This window comes from Rhizobium sp. 18065 (assembly GCF_902706095.1).
In the GTDB taxonomy this organism is placed as follows: domain Bacteria; phylum Pseudomonadota; class Alphaproteobacteria; order Rhizobiales; family Rhizobiaceae; genus Allorhizobium.
In genome coordinates this window covers 1-21,480 of record NZ_CACSJP010000014.1, presented here as the reverse complement: position 1 = coordinate 21,480, position 21,480 = coordinate 1, and the positions used below count along the sequence as shown (strand labels likewise).

The following is a 21,480-nucleotide window of genomic DNA, read 5'->3' as shown; positions in this document are numbered from 1 at the left end:
ATGGCCTCGATGCTTGCAGAAATCCGCCCCGCTATCGGGAGGCAAACCACCGCATTTGGATGCATCGACTAAAGCGGACCGTTCTTAAGCGACCGCCGCTCCAAATTTAAAAAAGGTTAAACTGAAGCGATCCCTATGGATTGCACCGCCTCTGGAGATTATCGAAAGGTTGAATTCCACAGCGACCGAGGACGAGGCAAACCATGCGACCGGGACACGCAATCGCCGGCAAAGTCTTTCGCTTTCTTGTGACCGCACTCAGGCAATGTGCAGCGGATCGGTTTTCCGCCGGATTGCTTGCAGGAGGAACCTCGGCTCTCGTTCTGACGTGGCCGGCGCTGCCCGGCTGGCTCTGGTTCATAGGAGCCGCCCTCGTCATCGCCTGGCGGCATCGATACGACGTCGCTTGGCCAAGGCAGCACGCTGTCTATGGGAACCAGGCGCTTCTCGGAATCGCTGGCAAGGCCGCCAAGCTCGGTGGGTGGGTGGTGCACCTGCCCGAGCGGAGAATTGAATGGTCGGACGAAACCTGGGAGATACATGGAAGACCAAACAACAAGACCGCAACCCTCGAAGAAGGGATCAAGTACTTCGCACCGGAGTGGCGCGACACGATCATGCGGCACTTCGAGACCTGCGTTGCGACGGGTATGCCCTACGACATCGAGGTGGAGATCATCGACGCCACGGGTCAGCGGAAATGGGTTCGCGCGATCGGTGTCGCGATCCGAGATGACATGGGCAGCGTCGCCCGCATCCAGGGTGCCCTGCAGGACATTGACGAGCACAAGCGACTGGAAAGCACAGCAAGAGATCTCGAACGGCGTTTTGCCGAATCGATGGACAACATCAGCGATGCCTTTTTCCAGCTCGATCAGAATTGGCGCTTCATCTACGTCAACCGGCAGGCCGAACTTCTGCTGGAGCGTCAGCGTTCGACGCTGCTGGGGCGCTTGATCTGGCAGGAATTCCCGGAGGCCTCGTCGGGAATTATCCGGCAGCACTACGAGCGGGCCATCCGCGAAAACATCACGGCCGACTTCGAAGTCTTCTACGAGTCGCTGAACGCATGGTTCTCCGTCACGGCCTATCCCGGACCGGGAGGTCTGACCGTCTATTTTCGCGACGTGACGAAACGGCACGCCACCGATGAACATTTGCACCTGCTGGAAATGGCGATTTCGAGGACTGAGGACTTCGTCATCGTCACGAAGGCCCCATCACAGCCCGGAAACAGCCATGCCATCGTCTATGTCAATGATGCCTTCGTGCGGATCACCGGCTATTCACCGAGCGATGCGCTGGGCCGTTCTCCGAGCTTTCTTCAAGGAAAGCACACAGCCGCCGAGACCATCGAACAGATCGATCGCGCCATGGCGCTCCCAAGGGCGATCCGGGCCGAAACTCTCAACTATGCCAAGGATGGACGCGAATACTGGGTGGACATGAGCATCGCGCCGATTGTCGGCGCGGACGGACGCGCCACCCATTTCGTCGCAACGGGGCGTGACATCACCGACAAACGGGCTGCGGAAGAACACCTAGCCGAAAGCGAGGAACGGTTTGCGATCGTCGCCATGATGACGACGGATGCGATCTGGGACTGGGACATCGCGACCGGCCGGGTGGAATGGAACAGCAATATCGCATCCGTCTTCGGTCATGACGATGTGCCGGTCGAGAATGGATTCAGGGAATGGGAATCCATGATCCACCCGGATGACCGCGCGAGCGTGGTGTCCAGCGTACTGGCCGCGATCGAAGGTCGGGTCGACACGTGGCGGGAGGAGTACCGCTTCCTGCGTGGAGCGGGGACTTATGCCGAGGTCCTCGATCAAGGCCACATCATCCGCAATGCCGCCGGCGAGGCGACGCGCATGGTCGGCGGCGTCCGCGACATCACCGAAACGAGGCTGGACGAGGCAAAACGGCTGCAGGCACAGCGCCTCGAAGCGATTGGCCAACTGACCGGCGGCGTCGCCCACGACTTTAACAATCTTTTGACGGTCATTCTTGGGACGGCGGAGACCCTGGCCGACGAAATCACCGATCCCAGACTGTCCGCGATCGCACAGTTGAACCACAAGGCATCTCAGCAGGGCGCCGCCCTGACCCGCCAACTTCTGACCTTTGCGGGACGACAGCCGCTCGAGCCGGCCTCTCTTGATATCAATGGTTCCATACGTGCCATGGAGGAGTTGCTTACCTCTGCGCTCGGCGAAACCATCATGCTGCGGCTCGAACTCGATCCTTCAGCAGGACATGTGAGGGCGGATGCGGCGCAACTGGAAGCATCGATCATGAACCTTTGCATCAATGCCCGCGACGCAATGCCCAATGGTGGCAGGGTGACGATTTCGACGGCCCGAAGCGGCGATGATGCCGTGGTCCGAATCTCCGACGATGGCTTCGGCATGGACGCGGAGACGCGCGCGAAAGCCTTCGAGCCCTTCTTCACCACGAAGCCCTTCGGCAAGGGCAGCGGACTGGGTCTCAGCACAGTCTATGGCTTCATGCGGCAATCGGGAGGCAGGATCGATATCGAATCGGCGCCAGACGAGGGAACAACCATTTCTCTCTCCTTTCCCCGACTGGCGCCAACGGACACTCCTGCCGAGCCCACATCGCAATGGGGGTTGCAGGGTGGCAAGGAGCATATTCTCGTCGTCGAGGATGATCCCATGGTCCGTGATTTCGCGACCGGAACACTCGTTTCGCTCGGCTATTCCGTCACAAGTGTGGACAATGCGACGGAAGCGCTGCGGACACTCGAAACGGACGGCCCGTTTGATCTGGTCTTCTCGGATGTGGTTATGCCAGGCCCAATCGACGGCCGCGCCCTAGCTAGCGAAATCAGGGTTCGACATCCGACGCTGCCGGTCGTCCTTGCAACCGGCTATGCGGATATAGACGGCATCGGCGCCACGTCGCGATTGTCGCCGCTCGCGAAGCCCTATAGCCGACGGCAACTTGCGGAGGCCTTGCGGGAGGCGATCGACGCTTCACGAGACGAGATATAAGCGTTTTTGCTCACGACAAGACAGATCAGAGACGACCGTTTCGCTGGAGCGCCGAATGATTTCATCTTTCGTCATGCGCAATCCGGTCACCCGATCGCCGCGCACTCCGCCGGGTGTAGCCGCCACATCTCGATCGGTTTTGCCAGCAGGCGGTCGATCTGACTCAGCAGAGGCTCGAGGTGCGGCATTTTCATGTGTGCATCGAGGTCCGCCTGGCTCTTCCAGTTCTCGTAGAACACGAAGACGCAGGGATCGCTGGCATCGACATGAAGGTTGTAGTCGATGCAGCCATGTTCGGCGCGCGTGGGCCTGACCTGCTCGGTGAGAAGGCGGGAAAGCTCCTCTCGCGTTTCCGGGCGGGCTGTCAGCGTTGCGATGAGGGAAACGACCATGGCCTCAGCTCCGCTTCTGGCTGAGCGCGACGGCGAGAATGATGATGCCACCGCGCGCGATCAATTGCTGGCTGAATTCCAGACCCATGAGGATCAATCCGTTGTTGATGAGGCCGATCATCAGGGCGCCAACGATGGTGCCGATCACGGTTCCCCTGCCGCCGAAGAGGCTCGTGCCGCCGAGCACCGCTGCTGCGATGACCGAAAGTTCGTCGCCCTCGCCGAGCTGGAAGCGGCCGGATTGCAGGCGCCCCGCATAAAGCATGCCGGCGAGCGCCGCCGCGACCGAAGAGATGACCAGCACCTTGAACTTGATCGCCTTGGTGTCGATGCCGGAATAGCGCGCCGCCGTCTCGCCGCCGCCGGTCGCCAGCACCCGCCGGCCAAAGCCCGAGCGGCGCAGCACGATGTGGCCGACGCCGCCGAGGACCGCCATCCAGAGCATAAGCACCGGCACCGGCCCGAGATTGCCGCCGCCGAAGAGCCAGGAATAGCCAGGCGACAGGATCGGCACGGCGGCTGTCGCCGATATCCACATGGCGACGCCCTTGGCGATGCCCATCATGGCCAGTGTGGTCAGGAACGACGGAATGCCGATGCGGGTGGTGAGCCAGCCGTTGAACATGCCGACGGCAAGACCCGTGGCGATGCCGGCACCGATGCCGACGATCGGCCCGCCTGCGGCGATGCCCATCGCGACCGTAACCGTCGCAAGGCCCGCGACCGCACCGACCGAAAGGTCGATTTCGCCCGCCGAGAGCACGAAGGTCATGGCGATCGCCATAACGGCGATCATCGCGGTCTGCCGCACGATGTTGAGCAGGTTGTTGGGGTTGAGGAACCCCTTGTCTGCCAGGGTCACCGCGAAGACGAGGAAGATGACGACGAAGCCGATATAGATGATGTTCTGGCGCCAGTTGGCGAAGAAGGCGTTAGCCATGGGAAACCTCCTGGACCGCAAGGGCCTTCTGAATTTCGATCTGGAGCCGCTGTTCGGCGGCCTGGAGACGGTGGGCTAGGTCATCGGCGGGCACGGACGGATCTTCCAGCGCCTCGCGCGGCAGGTCCTGGTGAACGCGCCCGTCAGCCATGACGAGAATGCGATCGCAGGCGGTCAGCAGTTCGGACAGCTCGGACGAGATCATGATGATGCCTTTGCCGGCGGCTGCGAGTTCCCGCACCAGGCGAATAATTTCGGACTTGGAACCGATATCGATGCCTGCGGTCGGCTCGTCGAGGATGAGGATGTCGGGATTGGTGGCGAGCCACTTGCCGATGACGACCTTCTGCTGGTTGCCGCCGGAAAGGGTCGAGACCGCATGGTCGCGGCTCGCCGTTTTCACGCGCAGGCGCTCGATTTGCGCGTCCGTCAGGTCGTTCGCCGCCTTGGTATCGACGAGGCCACTCTTGGACAGCCTGTCGATGACGGCAAGGATCATGTTGGACGCGACCGAATGATCAGGGATGATGCCCTGCGTGGCGCGCGCTTCCGGCACCAGCGCGACACCGGCGGCAATCGCATCGCCCGGCTTACGGATCGTGACGGTGCGGCCCTGGATCCGGATTTCGCCCTTGGCCACCGGATCAATGCCGGCCATGACCCGCGCCAGCGAGGAACGGCCTGATCCGAGCAGGCCCGCGAGGCCCAGCACTTCGCCGCGATGCAGCGTCAGGGACACGTTCTCCGGCTTGTGGCGACCGCTGACATTGTCGAGCTCCAGCAGCACGTCGCCCTTCACGGCCACGCCGCGCTCGACGTCCGACAGTCCCTTCGAGCGCCGGCCGACGATATGCTCGATCATCGTGTCGATCGGCAGCTCACTGAGCGGCGCCGTGATGACATGCCGGCCGTCACGCAGGATCGTCGCGCGGTCGGCAATGCGGGCAATCTCATCCATGCGGTGGCTGACATAGATGATCGCCACGCCCTTTGCCTTCAGCTTGCGCAGGAAGACGAAGAGCCGCTCGACATCGGACACGGCGAGCGCCGTTGACGGTTCGTCCAGTACCAGCACGGTCGCATCCTGGGAGATCGCCTTCGCGATCTCCGTCAGTTGCTTCTGGCCGGCACCGAGATCGCCGACCAGGGCCTTCGGATCGACGAAGACGTCGAGCATGGCGAATATGTCCGCCGCACGCTTCTCCGCCTCGTGGTCGTCGATGAGCCCCGTGCCGGCGCGATACTCCCGCGTCAGGAAGATGTTCTGCGCCACGGTCAGCGTCGGGACAAGGCTCATTTCCTGGTAGTTCATGGCGATCCCGGCAGCCCGCGACGCCTCCGGTGAATGAGTTGACAAGGGCTCTCCACCGACCTCGATTGAGCCCTTGTCGGGACGATGCACGCCGTTCAGCACCTTGAGGATCGTCGACTTGCCGGCGCCGTTGCCGCCCAGCAGCGCATGGACCTCGCCGGGCATGACCTCGAAGGACACGTCGTCCAGCGCACGCACGCCGCCGAAGGTCTTGGATATGCCGGTCATGCGGACCGCAGCGGCGCTCGTACTCATCCCACCTTCTCCCACAGTCCGGTTTCGCCGGAACGGATAAGGGCGTCGGCGACGAGCTCCGTCAGCAAGCCATCCTCAAAGTTCGGGCTCGGCTGCCGGTTCTTCGCGATGGCCGAGAAGAAATCGTAGCATTCAACGATCTTAGTTTCCGAATAACCGATGCCGAGACCGGGAATTGGCCACAGGCCGTTGCCATAAGGATGGGCCGGGCCGGTATAGACGGTGCGGAATCCCCGCGCATCCGCCGGGTCGTCGGCAAACATCACCTGAAGCTCATCGCGGCGCTCGTAGTTGAAGTGGATCGAGCCTTTGGTGCCGTGGATTTCCAGCGTGATGAAATTGTTGCGGCCATAGGCGTTGCGGGTCGCTTCCAGGCTGCCGATCGCGCCGCCCTCGAATCTCAGCATGGAGATGACCTCATCATCAACATCCACCTCGCCGCGTTCTGCATCGGCGGCCTTTTCCGCCGCGCCGAGCTTGTCGACGCCGCCCTGTTGCAGCGGTCGCGTCTTGTTGTAGGTCGTCGTGATCGCGTTGACCTCTGCGATCGGGCCGACGAGATAATGGGCGAGATCGACGACATGGGTGGCGATGTCGCCGACCGTGCCGGAGCCGGCGATCTTCTTCTGGAAGCGCCAGGAGAGGGGCGAATCCGGGTCAGCCGACCAGTCCTGCAGATAGGTGCCGCGGAAATTCAGGATCCGGCCTATGCGCCCCTCGTCGATGTACTTCTTCGCGAGCGCCACGGCCGGCGTGCGGCGATAATTGAAGGCCACCATGTGAATGACGCCGGCGGCTTTCACCGCGTCATGCATCGCCCTCGCCTCTTCGACGGTGCGGGCAAGCGGCTTTTCGCAGATGATGTGCTTGCCGGCCTTGGCGGCCCCAATGGCGATCTCGGCATGCACGTTGTTCGGCGTGCAGATATCGACGACGTCGATATCCGGCCGGTTGACGACAGCGCGCCAGTCAGACGACGCTTCCTCGAAACCGTAGCGCTGGCGCGCTTCCTCGGCCATGCCGTCGGTCACGTCGACGACGACCTTGCGGTGGGGAATGGCCGGTGCGGGCCAGAAGAACATTGGCATCGAGGCATAGGCCATGGCATGCGCCTTGCCCATGAAGCCGCCACCGATCATGGCGACGTTCATCACTTTGGTCATCGGTTTTCTCCTGAAAAAGCTCGCCCTTTGGGCGCCAAGTTCGACTGCCGGCAAAGGCCGGATCGTGTCGGACACGGGGCGCGAGAGGCACCCCGTGTCCTGCGGATCACTGTCCGAGGCTCGTCTTGATGTTGTCGGTCGCCTCGGTGGAATAGACCGCCTTCCAGCCGTCGAGCAGCGTGTCCCGGGTCACCGGAAGGGCGGGCAATGCGACGAAGGCCGGCGCTTCCTTGCCGAGCAGCGCATAGCCGGCCAGCTTGGCTTCGACGACGCCGGCATCATAAGGCCGCTGCGCGCCGAGCCCCTTGACGAAGCCGCCCTGGGCCATCGAGATCGCCACGTTTTCCCCGAGGTCGATCGTGGTGATGACGAGATCGTCGCGACCCGCGACACGGGCCGCCGAAATCACGCCTTCGGCCGGCACGTCCCAGACCGCCCAGATGCCCTTGATGGTGGGGTTGGACGTGAGGATCGCAGAGGCCGCCTTTTCCGCATCGCCCGAGAAATCAGGTCCGCCGATGCCCTGCTCGGCCACGATCTTGATATTGGGGTAATCGGAGGCAATCGTCGCCTTGAAAGCATCGTAACGCTGCTTGGTGACGAAGAAGTCGGCGGCATGGAAGACCAGACCGATATCGCCCTCACCGTTCAGAGCCTTGGCCATCAAATGCGCTGAGGCGACGCCGTTGCCGTAGTTATCGGCAGAGACGACCGAAACATAGTCCTTTCCAGCCTGAAATCCGGCCGGGACATTGTCCATAAAGACAAGCTTGGTGCCGGCCTCCGCAGCAGCCTTGTAGGCGGCGGCCGTCGCTGTCGGATCCGTCGGGATGGAGACGATGACATTTGGCTTCTGCGCCATGATGGTCTCAAGGTCGGAGACCTGTTTTTCCGGCTTGAAGCCGGCATCGGTCACCGCAAGCACCTTGATGCCCATCGCGGCGAATTGGGTCTGAAGGCCGTTGATCTGGGCGCGTGACCAGTCGTTGCCACCGTAGTGCATGACGATCGCGGCCGTCGCATTCATGGCCTTGATCGTCGCCAGCTCCTCGTCGGACAGAGTAACATCGGCGGCTGGCGAGGGATCTTCGCCCGACGGTCCCTCGGACAGGACCGTCTGCTGGAGCGCGGCCAGGGCGCTGTCAGGGTCGGCGAAGGCCGGCGCTGAGTAAGTGCAGGCAAGCGCCAACACGGCGGCAGTGCCCAACAGGGTTCGTCTCTTTATCATCACTTTCTCCTCCCGAAAGTGGGGCATGCGCCCCGGTCGCGGCCGTCAGGCCGATTTTAGATAGGTCATGCTCGCCTTCGCACCTTCGAGTGGGTCAGACCATGAATCGAGCTCGGTGCAGACCCAGCCATCGAAGCCAACCTCCCGAAGGGCTGCGATGATGTCGTCCGTCGGCACGTCGCCGCGATCGATCGGCGTGAAGGCGAAGGGTTCTTTCTGGAAACCCTTGAGATGGACATAGGAGATGCGCGCCGCATGCTCGCGGACAAGTGCGGCAGGATCGCCGCCGGCAGCGGCGAGATGGGCCGTGTCCGGGCAGAAATGAATGCCGGTGAGCGCAAAGATCTTGCGCACCTCCGCCGGCCCCTCGACGATCGTCGAGAGATGCGGGTGGTAATGGGCGGTGAGGCCGCGTGCCTCGGCGATTTCCTTCACGCGGTCGAGCGCGGCTGCGAGCTTGTGATAGTCAGCCTCGCGGATGCCATCGAAGCGTTTGGCCCCACCGCCGACGACGAGATGCGGGGCCCCGAGCTCGGCGGCACGATCCGCCGCGCGGGTCACCCGGGCCAGTTCCTCCGGCAGGATATCGTCGAAGATGAAGTTGCCGCCGGCATAGGTTGCCACGAGCGTCAGCCCGTTGTCGGCAAGCAGAGCCCGCATCTCGTCCACGCCGAAATCGAGAAGATTGCCGTCGAAGAGCTCGACGCCCTCATAACCCGCCGACGCGATGTCGGCAAAGGCGCGACGCATGTCGCCAAAGGTGCGGTAGGCGAGATTGGTGATTGACGTGACGCCGACTGCGTCTCCGCCAAGACTGCCCCAGCAATTCGCATGATAGGCGAGCTTGAAGTTCGACATCGGCGCCTCCTCCCAGTGACCGTGTTGATGTGCGAGCTGTCTTACGTCCATAAAAAGTGCATGTCAACTATTTACCTGCATAACTAAGCATACTTTTGCTGATTTAATGCAAAAGATCGATGTTGCCAGTCGGAAGCCTCCGCTTTAAGAAGGATGGAGAGGGCGAATCCGCCGGAAGGAAGAATTCATGCCGACGACGGCAACCGCGGCAAATGACGCCGCTCCCCGGCGCAAAGGCCGGCCCCGCGTCACCGAGACCGCGGCGCCGAGCCTTGTCGAAATTCTCAATCTGGTGCGGACAGAACAGGCCACCACACGCCAGGAAATCGAGCGGCAGAGTGAACTCGGCCGCGCGGTCGTCGCAGACCGCTTGGGTACGCTCGGCGAACTCGGTCTGGTCGACGAAAGCGAACTTGCGACCGCATCCGGTGGGCGGGCGCCGCGCCTTGTGCGATTTGCCACAGATCGCGGCCGCATCCTCGTTGCCACGCTCGACCAAACCGCGCTCGGCGTCGGGATTGCCGATCTCGGCGGCTCCCTGCTCATGGAGCATCACGAGGCGACCGAGCTCAGCCAACCTGTGTCCGCCCTCGCCGATCGTCTGGTCACGCTTTTTCGCTGGATCCTGGAACGGCATTCGGACATCCAGCTCTACGGCATCTCCATCTCGGTTCCAGGCGCCGTCTCCGACGGTGCCGAGACGCTTTTCCAACGCGCCACCCCCGGCGTCCTGCCGGGCTGGGAGAGTTTTCCGCTGGTCGAAACACTCGTTGCGGCCTTCGATGCGCCCGTCTGGCTCCGTTCCAGCGTCGAGACCATGACGATGGGCGAACTGCATGCCGGAGCCGGGCGCAATCAGCGCACCATGATGTTCGTCAAGGTCGGCAAACGCATCGGGGCCGGGCTGGCAAGCGACGGAATTCTCTTTCGTGGCGCGCAGGGGGCCGTCGGCCTCATCGGTTCTGTTCCGGTCACCGTAGGCGAAAGGACAGGCACTCTTGAGGCGATGGCGGGATCGGATCGCATCGCCCAGGATGGTAGGCTTGCGGCAGAGAACGGCACCAGCCCGGTTATCGCCGATCTCGTTCGGCGTGGCGCCGACATCACGGCACTGGAAGTCGCCCAGGCCGCCCAGATGGGCGATGCCGCCGCCATCGATATCCTGGCTCAGAGCGGCCGGCTGATCGGCCAGGTGGTTGCGACGCTCGCCAACATGCTGAACCCCGCGCTCATCGTGCTGTCCGGCTCGATCGCGCAGACCAATGACATTCTTCTCGCCTCCGCACGGGAGGCCATCTACGGTGCCTGCCACCCCCTCGTCAGCCGCGACATGCAGATCATCCGCTCCCAGATGGGCAGCTCTTCCGGTCTTGTCGGGGCCGCAATCGTTGCGTCCGAAGGGCTATTTGCACCATCGATGCTGAAAGACTGGATCATGGCCGGGCAGCCTCAGGCGCATCCGCTTTTCCAGGAGATGAAAAAAGAAATTGCCCGGCGAAAGGTCATCGAGGGGGATATTGTCCGGCCGCCGGATATGTGAGGAGGATTGAATGACGATTGCGGGTCTCGGCCCTCATGGGGAGCGGGCATCGGCGCCCGAGCGGGTTTTGCTGCTGCCGGAGGACATGGAGCGGGCGCGGGCCAGTGGCTTGCGGGTCGCGGTAGTGCTGCACACGCTCGAAAGCGACTGGGCCAAACAGCAGCTTTCCGGCATCATCGGCATGCTCGGAAATTGCGGGGTTGCGGTCATTGACGTGATCGACTGCGCCTTCACGCCGGAGGTCCAGATCGAGGCACTCGGGCGGCTGATCGAGGAAGCACCGGATGCCATCATATCCCTGCCCGTCGCCAATTCGAAAGTGGCGGCCGCCCATGCGCGCGTGTCTGCGGCCGGCATAAAGCTCATCCTGCTCGACAACGCACCGACCGGGCTTCTTCCGGGAAAGGACTACATCTCCCTCGTCTCGGCGGACAATTTCGGCCTCGGCAAGATCGCCGCGGAAGGCTTGTCGCCGCATCTGCCTGATGGCGCGGAGGTCGGCGTCCTCGGCTATGACGCCGATTTCTTCGCGACCAACGAGCGGGAAATCGCCTTCGTCAAATGGATGCAGGTCAACCGTCCGGACGTGTCTCTGCGCGTCCAGCGGTTTCCATCCCTGTCGGCAGTTGCCGCAACCACGCGCGCTCTTGCCGAAGCCCATCCGGATCTCGCCGGCCTCTTTGTCGTCTGGGACACGCCGGCAATGATGGCCGCCGGCGTTCTCAAAACGCTCGGGCGCAAGATTCCGATGACGACCGTGGATCTCGGTCATTCAGCGGCGATCGGCCTTGCTGCCAGCGATCCCCTCGTCGCGATTGCCGCCCAGCAGCCGTTTCGCCAGGGTGAGAGCGCAGGCTCCATCACAGTGACCGCGCTCCTCGGCCGGCCGGCCCCCGACTGGGTCGCGCTTCCCGGCCTTGCGGTCACCGCAAGCAATGTGGTGGAGTGCTTCCAGACCGTGTGGCGGGCGCCCGCACCCCAGGAAGTTCTCCGAAGGCTCAGGCTCGTCGGCCTGAAGACTTCCGATCAACACCCGTCTTGAGCGCGAAAGCTCTTTCGAACTTGTAGTTTCTGCGGAACAACCCAATATTTAAGCAATGTCGAATGCTTTACGCATCGCACGTGGTCGCTTCGGGAGAGTGGCGCTGCTGGATATGGATCGGCCCCTGGTGCGGCACGCGCATCCGCATTGCCATGTTCTGTTGAAGGTAGAGGGCGCAGACACGCAGTTTTCAGTGCGCGACCGGCTCGTGCCGCTCACGGACGAAAGCGCCGTCCTGATCAATACCTGGGAGCCGCATGCCTATGCGCATGACCAGGCGCGACCGAAGACGGTGATCCTCGCGCTCTATATTGAACCGCAATGGCTCGGTCATTTCCGACCCAACTGGGCGGCGAGCCACGCGCCGGACTTCTTCGCGTCGAATGTCGGCTCGATCACACCCCACATCCGTTCGTGCACGCGCACACTTGCTGAGGCCATGGTGAAGGAGCCCAACAGCGCCGAAGTGCACGAGGTGCTGCTCGGCGAACTCATGGTCGCCGTGATCGAGCGCTTCGCCGACTGGCGCGCCGTGCCGAACTCGATCCGTGATCTCGCCGCGCGCCCGGTCCTCGACTTCCGCATCCGCAAGGCCGTCGAACGCATCAAGGCAACCCCCGGCGAGATCTCCGATCTCGATCTTCTGGCGGCCGACGTTGGTCTGTCGCGGGCGCATTTCTTCCGGCTGTTCGAGACCTCGATGGGGGTGACCCCGCGGGTTTTCCTCAACGTTCAGCGACTGGAACGCGCGGTTGCCGCTGTCGCCGACGGAAGCGAGAGCTTCGCGGCGATCGGCGACCAGCTCGGCTTTTCCGTGCCGGCCCATTTTTCGCGTTTCTTCCACGATCATGCCGGCTCCTCGCCGAGCATCTTTCGCAACGTCAGCCGTCTCTCGGCTGATGTTTTTGAGACTCCTCGGTAAGGTCTGAGACGCGGCGGTATCGCCCGATCGCGTGCTCTTCTTCACTCTTCCCAGACGGCACCCCTTCACCAACGGGTGCGGGAGGAGCGCATGAGGAACTTGGAAACGGCGGGAGGCCTGATCGGCCGGACCGTCGAACGTGTCGAGGATGCCGGACTTCTGACCGGCCGCGGCCGCTACATCGACGATCTGCCGGTCCGCCGCGACACCGCGCATCTGGCGATCCTGCGCTCGCCGCATGGGCATGCCGCAATCCGTGCCATCGATGCGACCGCTGCCCGGGCCCTGCCCGGCGTCTCCGCCGTGCTGACCGGGGACGACGTTGCGCGGCTCACCCGCAGCATGACCGTGGGGGTCAAGGCGAATGTCGAATGCTGGCCGATCGCCCGGGACCGGGTCCGCTATGTCGGTGAACCCGTGGCCCTCGTCGTTGCCGAAAACCGCTATCTCGCCGAGGATGCGCTCGACCTGATCGAGGTCGAGTACGAGACGCTCGCCGCCATTGTCGATCCGGAAAAGGCACTGGCTGCGGATGCACCGGTTTTGCATCCCTCGCTCGGCACCAACCTCATCAACGAGCGCAGCTTTCGCTATGGCGATCCGGAAGCAGCGCTTGCGACTGCCGACCACCGCATTTCCATCCGTATCGCCTATCCCCGCAATTCCTGCACGCCGATCGAGACCTACGGTGTCATCGCGGAATACGATCCGGGGGAGGACGCCTATGACGTCACGGCTAATTTTCAGGGACCGTTCTCGATCCATGCCGTGATTTCCCGGGCGCTGAACGTGCCCGGCAACCGCATGCGGCTGCGCACACCGCCCGATTCCGGCGGCTCCTTCGGCATCAAGCAGGGCGTGTTTCCCTATGTCATCCTCGCGGCCGTCGCCGCACGCGTCGCCGGGCGTCCGGTGAAATGGATCGAGGACCGGCTCGAACACCTGACGGCCTCGGTTTCGGCGACCAACCGTGTCACGACGCTCGAGGCGGCCGTTGCCGCCGACGGCCGCATCACAGCACTCTGTTGGGATCAACTGGAAGATTGCGGCGCGCATCTCCGCGCACCGGAGCCGGCGACGCTCTACCGCATGCATGGCAACATGACCGGCGCCTATGCGATCGAAAACGTCGCCATCCGCAACCGCGTCGTGCTCACCAACAAGACGCCGACCGGGCTCAACCGCGGCTTCGGCGGACCGCAGGTCTACTTCGCGCTAGAACGGCTCGTCCACAAGATCGCCGACGAACTGGACCTCGACAGGCTTGCTGTCATCCGCCGGAACCTCGTGCCGGCCGACGCCTTCCCCTATCGCACAGCGACCGGCGGGCTGCTGGATTCGGGCGACTATCAGACAGCAATCGATCGGGCCTGTCAGGAAGGCGGCCTGGAGGCTCTCCTGCTGCGACGGGATCAAGCACGTACCGAAGGGCGCCTCTACGGCATCGGCTATGCGACGGTTGTCGAGCCGAGCGTCTCTAATATGGGCTATATCACGACGGTCCTGACGCCGGAGGAACGGGCGAAGGCGGGTCCGAAGAACGGCGCCCAATCCGTTGCAACGGTGGCCATCGATCCACTCGGCTCCGTCACCGTCAAGGTCGCATCAGTGCCGCAGGGCCAGGGCCATCGCACCGTTCTGGCGCAAGTCGTCGCCGAGCGGCTCGGCCTTCCCCTGGAGGCCGTGCGTGTCAATACCGAACTCGACACGGCGCGCGACGCCTGGTCGATCGCCTCCGGCAATTATGCAAGCCGGTTTGCCGCTGCCGTCGCCGGCGCCGCTGCCCTTGCCGCCGACCGCATCAGGGACCGTCTTGCAGCGATCGCTGCTAGCCAACTCAATGTCACGGCGGATCGCATAGACTTCAGAGCCGGAAAGCTCTTCGATCGCGACAATCCGGACAATACCATCTCCTTCGGGCGTGTGGCGGCAGCAAGCCACTGGGCGCCCGGCACGCTGCCTGATGGAACCGGCCAGACCATCCGCGAGACAGTTTTCTGGACGCCGGAGCAACTCGAGGCGCCGACGGCAGCGGACGGCATCAACTCGTCGCTTTGCCATGGCTTCATCTTCGACATATGCGGCGTGGAAATCGACCGGGCGACCGGCCAGGTCCGCATCGACCGCTATGTAACGATGCATGACTGCGGCCGCATCCTGCATCCCGGCATGGTCGACGGCCAGGTCCGCGGCGGCTTCGCCCAGGCTATAGGCGCCGCACTCTACGAGGAATATGCCTATGGCGGCGACGGCAGTTTCCTGACCGGCACGCTCGCCGACTACCTCATCCCGACCGTGATGGAGACGCCGGAACCGCTGATCCTCCATCACGAGACGCCATCGCCCTTCACACCACTTGGCGCAAAGGGCGTCGGCGAGGGCAATTGCATGTCGACGCCGGTCTGCATCGCCAATGCCGTCGCCGATGCGCTCGGGGTCGAGGACATCCGGCTGCCGCTGTCGCCGAGTCGGGTCAGCGAATGGCTCTATGGCGAGGAGCGCCCGCCATCGAAACCTCAGGATTCGCCCCCCGTCGCCACCGGCGCCTCCGGAGAACGTTTGCTGACCGGCTCGGGCTCGGCCGACGTCGTCGCCACGCGTGAGTCCGTCTGGACGATGCTGCTCGACCCGAACACGCTGAAGGCGATCATTCCAGGCGCACATGAGGTCCGAAAGGTCTCCGACACGCATTTTCGCGCCGAGGTCACGCTCGGGATCGGTCCGGTCAAGGGCCGATACCGCGCCGACATCCGCCTCTCCGACATGCTTGCGCCGGAGGCGGTCACGCTGTCCGGCGGCACGGAGGGCGCACTCGGTTCCGGTCGCGGCACGGGCCGTGTCACGCTGACGGAAACGGCGACCGGCACCCGCATAGACTATCGATATCAGGCCGCGATCGGCGGCAAGGTCGCCTCTGTGGGTGGCCGACTTCTTGACGGCGCGGCGCGCGTGGTGATCGGACAGTTCTTCCAGGCGCTCGCCCGTCATGCCGGCGGCGGAGGGCCTCCCAGCGCCGACGCCGGCTTCACTCAACGGCTTTTGAGCCTTTTCAGGAGGCGCAGATGAAGCCTGCATCCTTTGATTTCCTCTGCCCGGACACGCTGGAGGAAGCGCTTTCCGCACTCGCCGAGGGCGGCGGTGAGGCTCGCGTCATCGCCGGTGGGCAGTCTCTGGTGCCGATGCTCAACATGCGGCTCGCCCGTCCAGGCCTGCTGGTCGACATCATGCGGCTTGAGGCATTGCGGCGGATCGAAACGTCGGGCGACGAGATCACCGTTGGCGCCGGCGTGCGGCAGGCCGAACTGGAAGCCTGGACAAATCTTTCGTGCGACCTGCCGCTTCTGGCCGCCGCCTTCCCCTGGCTCGGCCATGTTCAGACCCGGGCGCGTGGCACGGTCTGTGGCTCTGTCGCCCATGCCGACCCGAGCGCCGAGCTGCCGCTTTCACTGGTGACGCTTGGCGGTTCGGTGAGCCTGCGCAGCCGAAAGCAGAAGCGCAAGGTCAAGGCGGACGACTTCTTCATCGGCATGATGGCGACCGATCTCGCCGAGGGCGAGATGATCGAAGCCGTGCATTTCCCCAAAGCCCGCCCCGGCAGCGGTTATGCCTTCCGCGAGATTGGCCGCCGGCATGGCGATTTCGCCATCGTCGCCTGCGCTGCCGTCGCCGACGAAAAGGGTTTGCGACTCGGCATTGCCGGCGTCGACGACCGGCCGCGCGTTTTCGCGCTGCCCGCGCTCGACGACGTCCAGTTCGACGATGCCCTCAACGATATCGCCTGGTCGCTAAACGCCCGCGACGACATTCACGCCAGCGCCCGCTACCGGCGCGAACTGGTCCGCAATCTCGGTCGCGAGACCCTCGAGGAGGCAAGCCGATGCCGCGCATGAACGCTGCCCAGAGGCATGTGGTCGATTTCACGCTGAACGGCCAGAAGGTCCGTGCAGAGGCCGAAAACCGCATGCTGCTTTCGGACCTGCTGCGCCACGAAGTCGGGCTGACCGGCACCCATGTCGGCTGCGAGCACGGCGTCTGCGGCGCCTGCACCGTGCAGATCGACGGAAAGCCGGCACGCGCCTGCCTGACGCTTGCCCAGCAGGTGCGCGGCAGCGATGTGCGGACCGTGGAAGCGCTGGCCCCCGGTCCGGCCGAGCTTTCCCCGCTTCAGGCCGCCTTTCGCCGCCATCACGGCCTGCAATGCGGCTTCTGTACGCCCGGCATCCTGATGTCGCTCGACGCGCTCTTGCACGAGCAGCCGGACGCCGGCCGGGAAGAGATACGCGAACACCTCTCCGGCCATCTCTGCCGGTGCACGGGCTACGCGACCATCGTCGAGGCGGCGCTCGCCGCCGCGGAGGAACAACGGAAGGAGGAGACACCCAATGCTTGATCTAGGAACGAGCTTCCTCGCGAGCGTGGAGCGCGACCCGGACGCGCTCGCGATCGTCGACGGGGAGATGCGACTGAGCTATCGCCAATGGTACGACAAAGTTTCGGCACTTGCCGCGGCCCTTCGCGAGACCGGTCTGCAGCGCGGAGACCATGTGCTGACCGCCATGCAGAACCGTTGGGAGAACGCGTCGCTGCACTGGGCCTGCCAGTTTCTCGGCTTGGTCGTCACGCCGCTCAACTGGCGGGCGAAAGCCGATGAAATCGATTTCGGCATCGAGGATGCCGGCGCGAAGTCCGTGTTCTACGAGGCATCGACGGAAGAGGCCGTGCGCCTGTCGCGGCGCGCGCAGGACTTGCCGCAATTCTCGGCCGAGGCGCTCGCCGACCTCATGGAAGGCACGGCCCCCGATGTAGTGCCTTTCGCCGACGCTGCCGACTGGTCGCTGATGCTCTACACTTCAGGCACGACCTCGAAGCCGAAGGGCGTGCCACGGCGTCACCGCGCCGAACGCGCCGGTGCCGTCGCCCACGTGGCGCAGAACCTCTACCGGCATGGCGAGCGCACGCTCGGCGTCATGCCGCTCTACCACACGATGGGCGTGCGCTCCCTGATCGCATCCTCGCTGATCGGCGGCACCTTCATCTGCCTGCCGCGTTTCGACGTGGCGAAGGCGCTCGACCTGATCGAAGCGGAGAAGATCACCAATCTGTACCTCGTGCCGACGCTCTACCACGACCTCGTGCATCACGAGGCATTCTCGCCCGAGCGCGTCGCCTCCGTCACCAAGCTCGGCTATGCCGGCGCCTCGATGACTGACGGCTTGCTGAAGCGTCTGGACCAGACCTTCCGGCCTGAGCTGTTCGTCAACCACTATGGCTCGTCGGAAATCTACACCTTTACGATCGAGCAGACGGCGACCGCGAAACCCGGCTCCGCCGGCCGCGCCGGCATCAATCAGACGATCCGCGTCGTCAAGCTCGGCAGCCGCAATCCGGACGAGCGGGCGGCCGTCGGCAAGGAAGGCGAGATCATCGCGCTGATGAAGAGCGACGAGGCTTTCGAGGGCTACTGGAAGCGGCCCGATGCGGACGCCAAGGCACTTCACGGCGGCTGGTACTTCACCGGCGACACCGGTTTCGTCGACCAAGACGGGGATCTCTTCGTCACCGGTCGGGCCGACGACATGATCATCACCGGCGGCGAGAACGTGTCACCGGTCGAGGTGGAAAGCTGCCTGTCGCTGCACGAGGGCGTCGCCGAGGTCGCCGTCGTCGGCCTGCCCGACGAGCGCTGGGGCAAGATCGTCGTCGCCTTCGTCAAGCGGCGGGGGGATGTCACGGCCGAGGATCTCGACCGCCATTGCCGCGATTCCGGTCTTGCCAATTTCCGCCGCCCACGCCGCTTCGTCTTCGTCGAGGCGATCCCGAAATCCCCCGTCGGCAAGCTGCTGCGCCGCCTTCTGGTGGCTGGCGAATACACCGAGGAACGCATTCCCGAACACCAGTGAGCGGCCAGACCGCCACAAGACCCATGAAAGGACATTCCATGCCCGAACACGCCACATTCCAGGACCCGCGCCTCGCCGAACTCGACGGCTTCACCATCACGATCGACACGACACGCCAGCGCGCCGACATCACGCTCGACCGTCCGCCCTACAACGTCGTCTCCATGCTGGCACGCGACCAGTTGCGCCTCGTCTTCGAGGCGCTCGACGAGGACGATCGCGTGCGCATCATCGTGGTTGCCGGCAAGGGCGAACACTTCTCGTCCGGCGGCAACATCAAGGGCTTCCTCGAGGCGAGCCCGGAGCACGTCTCGCACCTCGCCTGGAACATTGCGGCACCTGCCCGTTGCTCCAAGCCGGTCATCGCCGCCAATCGCGGCTTTTGCTTCGGCGTCGGCTTCGAACTGTCGCTCGCCTGCGACTTCCGCATCGCGACCGAGACCACCCGCTACGCGCTGCCCGAGCAGAAGCTCGGCCAGATCCCGGGCTCCGGCGGCTCGGCCCGCCTTCAGAAGATGGTCGGCGTCACCCGCACCAAGAACATCGTGATGCGCTCGAAGCGGGTCACCGGCCAGGAGGCCTACGACTGGGGCATCGCCTCGGAGATCGTTGCGGATGGCGATCTGGAAAAGGCCGTCGATGCGCTGGTCGAGGAACTGATCGGCTTCTCGCCGCTCGCCCAGCGCACGGCAAAGAAGCTCCTGAACGATACCGACGACGCTCCGCTTTCAACGGCCATCGAGCTCGAAGGCCATTGCTACAGCCGGCTTCGGACATCGGAGGATTTCCGCGAAGGTGTGCTCGCCTTCCACGAAAAGCGCACGCCGGCCTTCGTCGGACGCTGAACCAGAGGGACTTTGAACCACCGGCCGGGCAGGAACCCGGCTTTATTTCCAAGAGGAGGGAGCGGCCTCGTATCCGCTTCGGGAGGAACCAACATGGAAACAATCGACCAGACCACACAGGAAAGACGCCTTGTCGAAAGAGGACCCGGCATCGTGTCGGGTCTCCGCGACCTGCCGAAACATCTCGGCATCAAGACGATGAGCGCCGGGCTCGTCGCCGCCATCTTCGGCTGCTCCGGCCCGGCCCTAATCGTCATCGGCGCGGCCGAGGCGGGCAAATTGACCAACGGGCAAACCGCCGCCTGGCTGTTTGCGATCTATGTGCTCGGCGGGTTTATCAGCATGCTGCTGGCGCTCCACTACAAGCAGCCGATCAACGGCGCCTATTCGATCCCTGGTGCTGCCCTCGTCGCCGGCTCGCTTGCGACCATTCCTTTCAATGAAGCGGTTGGCGCCTTCATCCTGGCGGGGCTGTTGGTTCTGCTGCTCGGCGTAACCGGGCTCATCGGCAAGGTCATGCGCTGGCTGCCGATGCCGATCGTCATGGCGATGATCGCCGGAGCGCTGATCCGCTTTGCGATCGGAACCGTCACGGCGCTTGGCTCGGCACCTTTCATTGCCGGTGCCGCGATCCTCGCCTTCTTCGTCTCGATGCGGCTGACCAAGACCATCCCGCCAGTGCTGGCCGCCCTCGTCGCCGGCCTGATCGCGGCATTTGCGACGGGCGCGATCGGCGGCGGAGCGGCCAACATCGCCTTCGCGGCACCGGAATTCACCATGCCGGTATTCACCATTGACGCCTTCTTCGCGATCGCCATCCCACTCGCCCTTCTCGTGATCGGTGCCGAGAACGCGCAGGCCACCGGTGTCCTGATGGCCGAAGGCTATCGTCCGCCGGTCAACGCGATGACGATCATTTCCGGCATCGGCGGCGTTGCGGCCGGCTTCCTCGGCGGCCACAATGCCAATATTGCGGGTCCGATGACAGCGATATGCTCGTCCGAACAAGCTGGCGAAAACAAAGAAGGGCGATATGCCGCGACGGTTGTCAACGGCGTGCTCTTCGCCACCTTCGGCCTCATCGCGGGTGCTGCCGTTCCGATCGTGCTCAGCCTGCCATCAGCACTCATCGGCACTGTCGCCGGTCTCGCCATGATCAGCGTGTTGCTGTCGGCCTTCCAGAACGCCTTTGGCAAGTCGCTCGGCAACCAGACCGGCGCCTTCGTGGCGCTTGCTGTCGCCATGTCGAATGTTACGCTCCTCGGTATCAGCGCACCGTTTTGGGCTTTGGTCGCCGGCGTGATCGTCTCGGCCCTTGTCGAAGCCGGAAACCTCGGAGAGAAACAGGCCGCGTAAGCGCGGGTTACCGCTATAGACGCGAGCTTCCAAGTCGCCCCCCATTGCTTTTCTGTAGTCCGGCATGGGGGGCGCATCGCTGCCCTCGATCGTCTGAAAGCAGAGCGGCAGACGCTAGAGAAGGAGATAGCGAACTTCACCGAAGGAGGCCCGGTTGGTCACCAAGTTCGATGATTACATCCGCGTGACAAGCTAGAGAGACCGACATGCGCTTCCGGCATTGGAGGTTTGTAAAATCTCAGCCGCGGTCGGCACGGCATTGGCAGCCTCTGCTTATACGCGTCCTCACTGATCAGAACCCATGCGCCTAATGGCTGCGCCCGATGGACATGATGCACCAAGGCTGGTTTTAAAGTTTGCGCCAGGCTTCACAGCAATGGGTGAGGATATCCTCGTAGGACTTGAAGGTGCGTTCGACAGCCAGTTCTCGCGCATGAAGAGCTCGAGATTTTCGACCGGGTTGAGTTCCGGGGACTTGGGCGGCAGTGACAGGATGGTGGTATTGGCGGATTTATCAGGATCCCCCAAACGCAAAAACCGCCCCGGTTATACCGAGGCGGTCAGCGATTTATGCATGAACTGGTTGCGGGGGCAGGATTTGAACCTGCGGCCTTCAGGTTATGAGCCTGACGAGCTACCGGGCTGCTCCACCCCGCGCCAAGCGCAAACTTTGGTTTGCGCGACACGCCAACGTTTTTGCGTTGGCG

The 21,480-nt window shown here is 63.6% G+C and carries 16 protein-coding genes, 1 tRNA gene and 1 pseudogene; 10 read left to right on the top strand and 8 right to left on the bottom strand.

From position 1 onward, the window contains the following. Nucleotides 1-203: 203 nt before the first annotated feature. Nucleotides 204-3,020 carry a PAS domain S-box protein gene (locus GVK95_RS22715; protein WP_159952969.1) on the top strand — a complete coding sequence of 939 codons (2,817 nt, stop codon included), beginning with the start codon at nucleotides 204-206 and terminating at the stop codon, nucleotides 3,018-3,020. An 86-nt stretch (nucleotides 3,021-3,106) separates the two neighbouring features. Here GVK95_RS22715 and GVK95_RS22710 read toward each other — a convergent pair whose 3' ends face one another. The 6 genes from GVK95_RS22710 to GVK95_RS22685 form a co-directional block, all read right to left on the bottom strand. Further along, nucleotides 3,107-3,412, bottom strand: coding sequence for a putative quinol monooxygenase (locus GVK95_RS22710; RefSeq protein ID WP_159952968.1), 306 nt, complete (start codon nucleotides 3,410-3,412; stop codon nucleotides 3,107-3,109). A 4-nt stretch (nucleotides 3,413-3,416) separates the two neighbouring features. Next, nucleotides 3,417-4,352: an ABC transporter permease gene (locus GVK95_RS22705; RefSeq protein ID WP_159952967.1), complete on the bottom strand. Its 936-nt coding sequence runs from the start codon at nucleotides 4,350-4,352 to the stop codon at nucleotides 3,417-3,419. Continuing rightward, the gene (locus tag GVK95_RS22700) at nucleotides 4,345-5,919 is read right to left on the bottom strand and encodes a sugar ABC transporter ATP-binding protein (protein WP_159952966.1); all 1,575 of its coding nucleotides are present in this window, start codon (nucleotides 5,917-5,919) and stop codon (nucleotides 4,345-4,347) included. The genes GVK95_RS22705 and GVK95_RS22700 overlap by 8 nt, the downstream gene beginning before the upstream one ends. Beyond that, nucleotides 5,916-7,082: a Gfo/Idh/MocA family oxidoreductase gene (locus GVK95_RS22695; protein WP_159952965.1), complete on the bottom strand. Its 1,167-nt coding sequence runs from the start codon at nucleotides 7,080-7,082 to the stop codon at nucleotides 5,916-5,918. The genes GVK95_RS22700 and GVK95_RS22695 overlap by 4 nt, the downstream gene beginning before the upstream one ends. A gap of 106 nt (nucleotides 7,083-7,188) precedes the next feature. Then, the gene (locus GVK95_RS22690) at nucleotides 7,189-8,310 is read right to left on the bottom strand and encodes a substrate-binding domain-containing protein (protein ID WP_159952964.1); all 1,122 of its coding nucleotides are present in this window, start codon (nucleotides 8,308-8,310) and stop codon (nucleotides 7,189-7,191) included. A 45-nt stretch (nucleotides 8,311-8,355) separates the two neighbouring features. Next, nucleotides 8,356-9,168, bottom strand: a complete 813-nt coding sequence (locus GVK95_RS22685; protein WP_159952963.1) for a sugar phosphate isomerase/epimerase family protein — start codon at nucleotides 9,166-9,168, stop codon at nucleotides 8,356-8,358. 187 nt (nucleotides 9,169-9,355) lie between these two features. On the opposite strand from GVK95_RS22685, the gene GVK95_RS22680 reads away from it, so the two are divergent. The 9 genes from GVK95_RS22680 to GVK95_RS22640 all read left to right on the top strand — a co-directional run bounded on the left by GVK95_RS22680 (nucleotide 9,356) and on the right by GVK95_RS22640 (nucleotide 20,773). After that, complete coding sequence (locus GVK95_RS22680) at nucleotides 9,356-10,708, top strand: ROK family protein (protein ID WP_159952962.1); 1,353 nt, start codon at nucleotides 9,356-9,358, stop codon at nucleotides 10,706-10,708. Between the two features lie 10 nt (nucleotides 10,709-10,718). Next, nucleotides 10,719-11,750: a substrate-binding domain-containing protein gene (locus GVK95_RS22675; RefSeq protein ID WP_159952961.1), complete on the top strand. Its 1,032-nt coding sequence runs from the start codon at nucleotides 10,719-10,721 to the stop codon at nucleotides 11,748-11,750. Nucleotides 11,751-11,805: 55 nt separating this feature from the next. Further along, nucleotides 11,806-12,672, top strand: a complete 867-nt coding sequence (locus tag GVK95_RS22670; RefSeq protein WP_159952960.1) for an AraC family transcriptional regulator — start codon at nucleotides 11,806-11,808, stop codon at nucleotides 12,670-12,672. 90 nt (nucleotides 12,673-12,762) lie between these two features. Beyond that, entirely contained in the window at nucleotides 12,763-15,738 is a 2,976-nt protein-coding gene (locus GVK95_RS22665) for a molybdopterin cofactor-binding domain-containing protein (RefSeq protein WP_159952959.1), read from the top strand. Next, a complete protein-coding gene (locus GVK95_RS22660) occupies nucleotides 15,735-16,562 on the top strand; it encodes an FAD binding domain-containing protein (RefSeq protein ID WP_159952958.1) in 828 nt (275 codons plus the stop codon). The genes GVK95_RS22665 and GVK95_RS22660 overlap by 4 nt, the downstream gene beginning before the upstream one ends. Then, on the top strand, nucleotides 16,550-17,062 hold the full coding sequence (locus tag GVK95_RS22655; protein WP_159952957.1) for a (2Fe-2S)-binding protein: 513 nt from the start codon (nucleotides 16,550-16,552) through the stop codon (nucleotides 17,060-17,062). Before GVK95_RS22660 ends, GVK95_RS22655 begins: the two co-directional genes overlap by 13 nt. Continuing rightward, complete coding sequence (locus tag GVK95_RS22650; RefSeq protein ID WP_159952956.1) at nucleotides 17,055-18,572, top strand: AMP-binding protein; 1,518 nt, start codon at nucleotides 17,055-17,057, stop codon at nucleotides 18,570-18,572. Before GVK95_RS22655 ends, GVK95_RS22650 begins: the two co-directional genes overlap by 8 nt. 38 nt (nucleotides 18,573-18,610) lie before the next feature. Further along, the gene (locus GVK95_RS22645) at nucleotides 18,611-19,417 is read left to right on the top strand and encodes an enoyl-CoA hydratase/isomerase family protein (protein ID WP_159952955.1); all 807 of its coding nucleotides are present in this window, start codon (nucleotides 18,611-18,613) and stop codon (nucleotides 19,415-19,417) included. Nucleotides 19,418-19,510: 93 nt separating this feature from the next. Continuing rightward, nucleotides 19,511-20,773, top strand: coding sequence for a benzoate/H(+) symporter BenE family transporter (locus GVK95_RS22640; protein ID WP_159952954.1), 1,263 nt, complete (start codon nucleotides 19,511-19,513; stop codon nucleotides 20,771-20,773). Nucleotides 20,774-21,122: 349 nt separating this feature from the next. Here the strand turns inward: GVK95_RS22640 and GVK95_RS25340 are convergent. Beyond that, nucleotides 21,123-21,280, bottom strand: a pseudogene (locus GVK95_RS25340) (transposase); the annotation flags it as partial. A gap of 73 nt (nucleotides 21,281-21,353) precedes the next feature. After that, nucleotides 21,354-21,430, bottom strand: a tRNA-Met gene (locus GVK95_RS22635). Between the last annotated feature and the right edge of the window lie 50 nt (nucleotides 21,431-21,480).